Source organism: Amnimonas aquatica (assembly GCF_002943415.1).
Classification (GTDB): domain Bacteria; phylum Pseudomonadota; class Gammaproteobacteria; order Pseudomonadales; family Moraxellaceae; genus Perlucidibaca; species Perlucidibaca aquatica_A.
Genome location: NZ_PTQZ01000160.1, coordinates 1 through 4,224, shown reverse-complemented (window position 1 = coordinate 4,224; position 4,224 = coordinate 1). Strand labels below are relative to the sequence as shown.

7 protein-coding genes and 1 pseudogene are annotated in these 4,224 nt (G+C 69.5%); 3 read left to right on the top strand and 5 right to left on the bottom strand.

What is annotated here, in order from left to right:
- The 3 genes from C5O18_RS10440 to C5O18_RS06970 form a co-directional block, all read left to right on the top strand.
- Positions 1-390: lysophospholipid acyltransferase family protein (locus C5O18_RS10440; protein WP_478209682.1), on the top strand; the 390-nt coding region annotated here is incomplete at its 5' end.
- A gap of 88 nt (positions 391-478) precedes the next feature.
- Entirely contained in the window at positions 479-1,234 is a 756-nt protein-coding gene (locus tag C5O18_RS06975; protein ID WP_105192684.1) for a class II aldolase/adducin family protein, read from the top strand.
- A 28-nt stretch (positions 1,235-1,262) separates the two neighbouring features.
- Positions 1,263-1,604 carry an FKBP-type peptidyl-prolyl cis-trans isomerase gene (locus C5O18_RS06970; protein WP_105192682.1) on the top strand — a complete coding sequence of 114 codons (342 nt, stop codon included), beginning with the start codon at positions 1,263-1,265 and terminating at the stop codon, positions 1,602-1,604.
- 70 nt (positions 1,605-1,674) lie between these two features.
- Here the strand turns inward: C5O18_RS06970 and C5O18_RS06965 are convergent, their stop codons facing one another.
- The 5 genes and pseudogenes from C5O18_RS06965 to C5O18_RS11170 all read right to left on the bottom strand — a co-directional run.
- Positions 1,675-2,142: a hypothetical protein gene (locus C5O18_RS06965; protein ID WP_105192680.1), complete on the bottom strand. Its 468-nt coding sequence runs from the start codon at positions 2,140-2,142 to the stop codon at positions 1,675-1,677.
- A gap of 31 nt (positions 2,143-2,173) precedes the next feature.
- A complete protein-coding gene (locus C5O18_RS06960) occupies positions 2,174-2,953 on the bottom strand; it encodes a sulfite exporter TauE/SafE family protein (protein WP_206389774.1) in 780 nt (259 codons plus the stop codon).
- Positions 2,954-2,959: 6 nt separating this feature from the next.
- A complete protein-coding gene (locus C5O18_RS06955) occupies positions 2,960-3,394 on the bottom strand; it encodes an HIT domain-containing protein (protein ID WP_105192678.1) in 435 nt (144 codons plus the stop codon).
- Positions 3,395-3,547: 153 nt separating this feature from the next.
- Complete coding sequence (locus C5O18_RS10885; protein WP_241146769.1) at positions 3,548-3,865, bottom strand: acyl-CoA dehydrogenase family protein; 318 nt, start codon at positions 3,863-3,865, stop codon at positions 3,548-3,550.
- Between the two features lie 82 nt (positions 3,866-3,947).
- Positions 3,948-4,178, bottom strand: a pseudogene (locus C5O18_RS11170) (acyl-CoA dehydrogenase family protein); the annotation flags it as partial.
- Positions 4,179-4,224: the final 46 nt, after the last annotated feature.

Genomic DNA, 4,224 nt, shown 5'->3' with positions numbered 1-4,224 from the left:
GGTTACGACATCATTCCCTTCGCCTCGGTGGGGCCGAACGAGACCTACGACATCGTCGCCGATGCCGACGACATCCGTCAGAGCCGGGCGTGGAACTGGCTCGACCGCGTCGCCGGACTGGACCGCCGGCTGCGCGGCGGCGATCTCATCGCGCCGGTGGTCAGGGGCGTGGCGGGCACGCCGCTGCCGCGTCCGGAGCGTTTCTACATCGCCTGCGGCGAGCGCATCCCGACCGCGCACCTGCAGTGCGATGCGCCGGAGCGCGAGCTGCAGTGGCAGGTGCGCGAGCAGACCGCGGAGGCCATCGCGGCGCTGGTGACGACGCTGCAGGCGCACCGCGCCGAGGACCGCGCGAAGTGGAGCCGGCTGCGGCGCTGGCTGGCTTCCTGAGGCGGCGGCCTGAACGCCCGGCCGCAGACGCCGATCCGTGCCGGCCGTAGCGACATCCGACAACAAGAACAAGGCGGGAGCAGACATCATGAGCACATCTTCCCTCAGGGAGCAGGTCAGCCTGGAGGAGTGGCAGCTGCGCTGCGACCTCGCCGCCTGCTACCGGCTGGTGGCCCTGTACGGCTGGAGCGATCTGGTGTTCACGCACATCACCGCGCGCCTGCCCGGGCCCGAGCACCATTTCCTGATCAATCCCTACGGCCTCATGTTCGACGAGATCACCGCCTCGTCGCTGATCAAGGTCGACCGCGACTGCAACAAGCTCAGCGATTCGCCGCACCCGGTGAACCCGGCCGGCTTCGTCATCCACAGCGCCGTGCACGAGGCGCGTCCGGACGTGCAGTGCGTGCTGCACACGCATACCCGCGCCGGCGTGGCGGTGAGCGCGCAGCAGGGCGGCGTGCTGCCGATCTCGCAGCAGTCCACCTTCGTGCTGGCCTCGCTGGCCTATCACGACTACGAGGGCGTGGCGTTCCGGCCGGACGAGAAGCCGCGCCTGCAGGATGACCTCGGCAGCGCCAGCTTCCTCATGCTGCGCAACCACGGCCTGCTGACCTGCGGCGCCAGCATCGCCGATGCCTTCCTGAACATGTACGTGTTCGAGAGCACCTGCCAGATCCAGCTCGCGGCGCAGGCCGGCGGGCCGCTGACCGAGGTCGATCCGCGCATCGTCGCCGGCGTCGCCGAATCCATGCGCGTGCAGACCGGCGGCCTCGGCGGCGCCTTCGTGTGGCCGGCGCTGCTGCGTCGCCTGCAACGTCTCAATCCGGGCCATGACGCCTGAAGCGGGCCGCAGGGCCGAGGAGCATTGCGTGAGCGGTGAGCTGGTGATCGAGGATCTGGTGGTGGGCGAGGGCAAGGTCGCGGTGAAGGGCGCGCTCATCTCCACCCAGTACAGCGGCTGGCTGGAGGATGGCACCTGCTTCGATTCCTCGTGGCAGCGCGGCCAGCCGTTCCAGTGCGTGATCGGCACCGGCCGCGTCATCAAGGGCTGGGACCAGGGGCTCATGGGCATGCGTGTCGGCGGCCGCCGCAAGCTGTTCGTGCCCGCGCACCTGGCCTACGGCGAGCGTCAGGTCGGCGCCCATATCAAGCCGGGCTCCAACCTGGTGTTCGAGATCGAGCTGCTGGAAGTGCTGACCCGCGACGACTGACGGACGCTGGCATGGCCTGCGCTGTCCGGACCGCAGGCACGGGATGGCATGTGCCCGTGCCGCACCGGTCTCAGCGCGCGCTTTCCTGGCCGACCCGCTGCACCGCCTGCCAGACCTGCGCGCCGCGCACCGCGAAATAGATGCCGACGCCGGCCAGCAGCAGCGACGGCAGCCAGTGCAGCGGCACGCCGTTGATGCTGACGCCGGCCATCGCGCCCCAGATGAACCCCGCCGCCGCGAGGCAGACGGGGGCGGCGATGATGTGCTGCCAGAGGCCGTCATCTCCCCGCGTACCGGTGCTCAGGTTGGCGTGCGCGAAGCCGCGCAGCAGGCCCTGGCGGTCGCTGCGGCCGGCGATCACGAGCTGGTCGCCCTCGTTGACGATCAGCGGATGCCGGGCGTGCAGGCTGACGGTGCGCTCCTGCAGCTGCAGCAGGCAGATGTGCGTGGTGCTGACGTTGCTGTGGCGGTCGCCGGCGCCGCGTCCCATCTGCAGGGTGTGCCTGACCTTGGCGGCCTTGCCGCGTACGAGTTCCATCCGCGCATCTCCCGATATGACAGCCACCGTTCTACCTGAAAGGCGCGGTCGCCTGCCAGAGCAGCTGCAGCGCCATGGCGGTGAGCAGCCAGGCCAGCACGCGCTGGAAGCCGGCATCGCTGCGGCCGGCCAGCCAGCGTTCGCCCAGCCAGGTGCCGATGAAACCGCTGGCGATCATGGCGGCCAGCAGCGGCAGCCAGGGCGCGAACTGGAAGCCGAAGAGGCCGAAAGCGGCGATCTTCAGGCCGTGCTGCAGGGTCATGCAGGCGGAGAAGGTGGCCATGTGGCGCTGCCGGTCCATGGCCCGGCTTTTCATCAGCGATGCCACCAGCGGCCCGGTGGCGCCCACGAACATGCTCAGGAAGCTGATGCCGAGGCCGCCGGCCCACAGCCCGGCGCGCTCGGCGCGGCCGCGCAGCGCCGGCCAGCGGCCCCAGGCCGCCCAGAGGATGAACAGCACCAGCGCGAGGTTGAGCCAGTGCGGCGGCAGCTGCAGCGCCAGGCTGCCGCCCGCCAGCGTGCCGGCCAGCGCGCCGATGGCGAAGGGCAGCAGGATGCCGTGGTCGGTGTGTTGGCGCAGCAGCCAGGTGCGGCCGGCGTTGGCGCCGATCTGCACCACGCCATGCACGGGGATGAGCGCCGCCGGTGGCACCAGGAAGGCCATGCCCCCGAGCAGGAGCACGCCGCCGCCCAGGCCCAGCCCGGCGGTGAGCAGGGCGGTGAAGGCCGACAGCAGCACCAGCAGCAGGGCGCTGCCCGGCCCGAGCGCGAAGCCGGGGCCGGCGGGCAGCAGCGCCGCGAGATCGGGCACGGAGGTTCAGCGAACCCAGGTCAGCGGCACAGCGCCATCGCCGGGCAGGGCGTCGCGCAGCGCCTCGATGCGTGCCGCCAGCTCGTCGTCACGGTAGGCGCGCACCGGGTGGCGGCCCCAGACCGGCGCCGGCCAGGCCGGGTCGTGCTCGAAACGCGCGATGATGTGCCAGTGCAGTTGCGCCACCACGTTGCCGAGATTGGCGACGTTCATCTTGCTGGCGCCGAGCGCGGCCGCCAGGCGCGCGCTGACCCACGACGATTCGCGCAGCAGCTGCTGCTGGTCGGCCTCGGACAGTTCGTGCACCTCGCGCAGGTCGGCCTGGCGCGGCACCAGGATCAGCCACGGGTACTGGCTGTCGTTCATCAGCAGGCACTGGCTGAGCGGGAAGTCGCCGAGGTGGATGGTGTCGGCGGCGAGGCGGGGATGCAGTGAGAACATCGGGGAGCTCCGGTATCCGGCGTGGGCCCGAGGTGAAAAGCCGGGGGCTGGGGGTGGAAAACTGTAGCGCTTTCCAGCGTGTTTTCCACCCCCAGCCCCCGGCTTTTCACCGTGACCTTGCCAGAACCGGCGTTGCCCGCTCAGAGTCTCATCTCAGAGTCCCATGCTGCGCCCGATGACCTGCTTCATGATCTCGTTGGTGCCGGCGAAGATGGTCGTGATGCGGGCATCCAGCGTGGCGCGCGCGATCGGGTACTCCATCATGTAGCCGGCACCGCCGTGCAGCTGCAGGCACTCGTAGCAGACCTTGTTGAGCAGGTCGGTGATCCAGTACTTGGCCATGCAGGCCTCGTCCGGCGCCAGCGTGCCGTCGTTGGCCTTGAGCACCAGCGAGTCGATGAAGGTCTGGCCGATGGTGATCTCGGTCTTCATTTCGGCGAGCTTGAAGCTGGTGTTCTGGAACTTGCTGATCGGCTTGCCGAAGGCCTGGCGCTCCTTGGTGANCGAAGCCTTCCATGCCGCGCTCGACCACGATCAGGCTGATGCCGCCGGTGCCTTCGTGCTGCGCGGCGACGATCACGATGTCGGCCAGGATGCCGTTGGAAATGTAGGTCTTGGAACCGTTGAGCAGGTAGTGGTCGCCCTTGTCCTCGATGCGCGTCTTGATGTTCTTGAGGTCGGAGCCGGTGCCCGGCTCGGTCATTCCGATGGCCAGGATGCCCTCGCCGGAAACGATCCTGGGCAGCCAGCGTGCCTTCTGCTCGTCGCTGGCGAAGCTGTCCAGGTAGGGGCCGATGACATCGTTGTGCAGCGTGAGCGCGAAGCCGGAC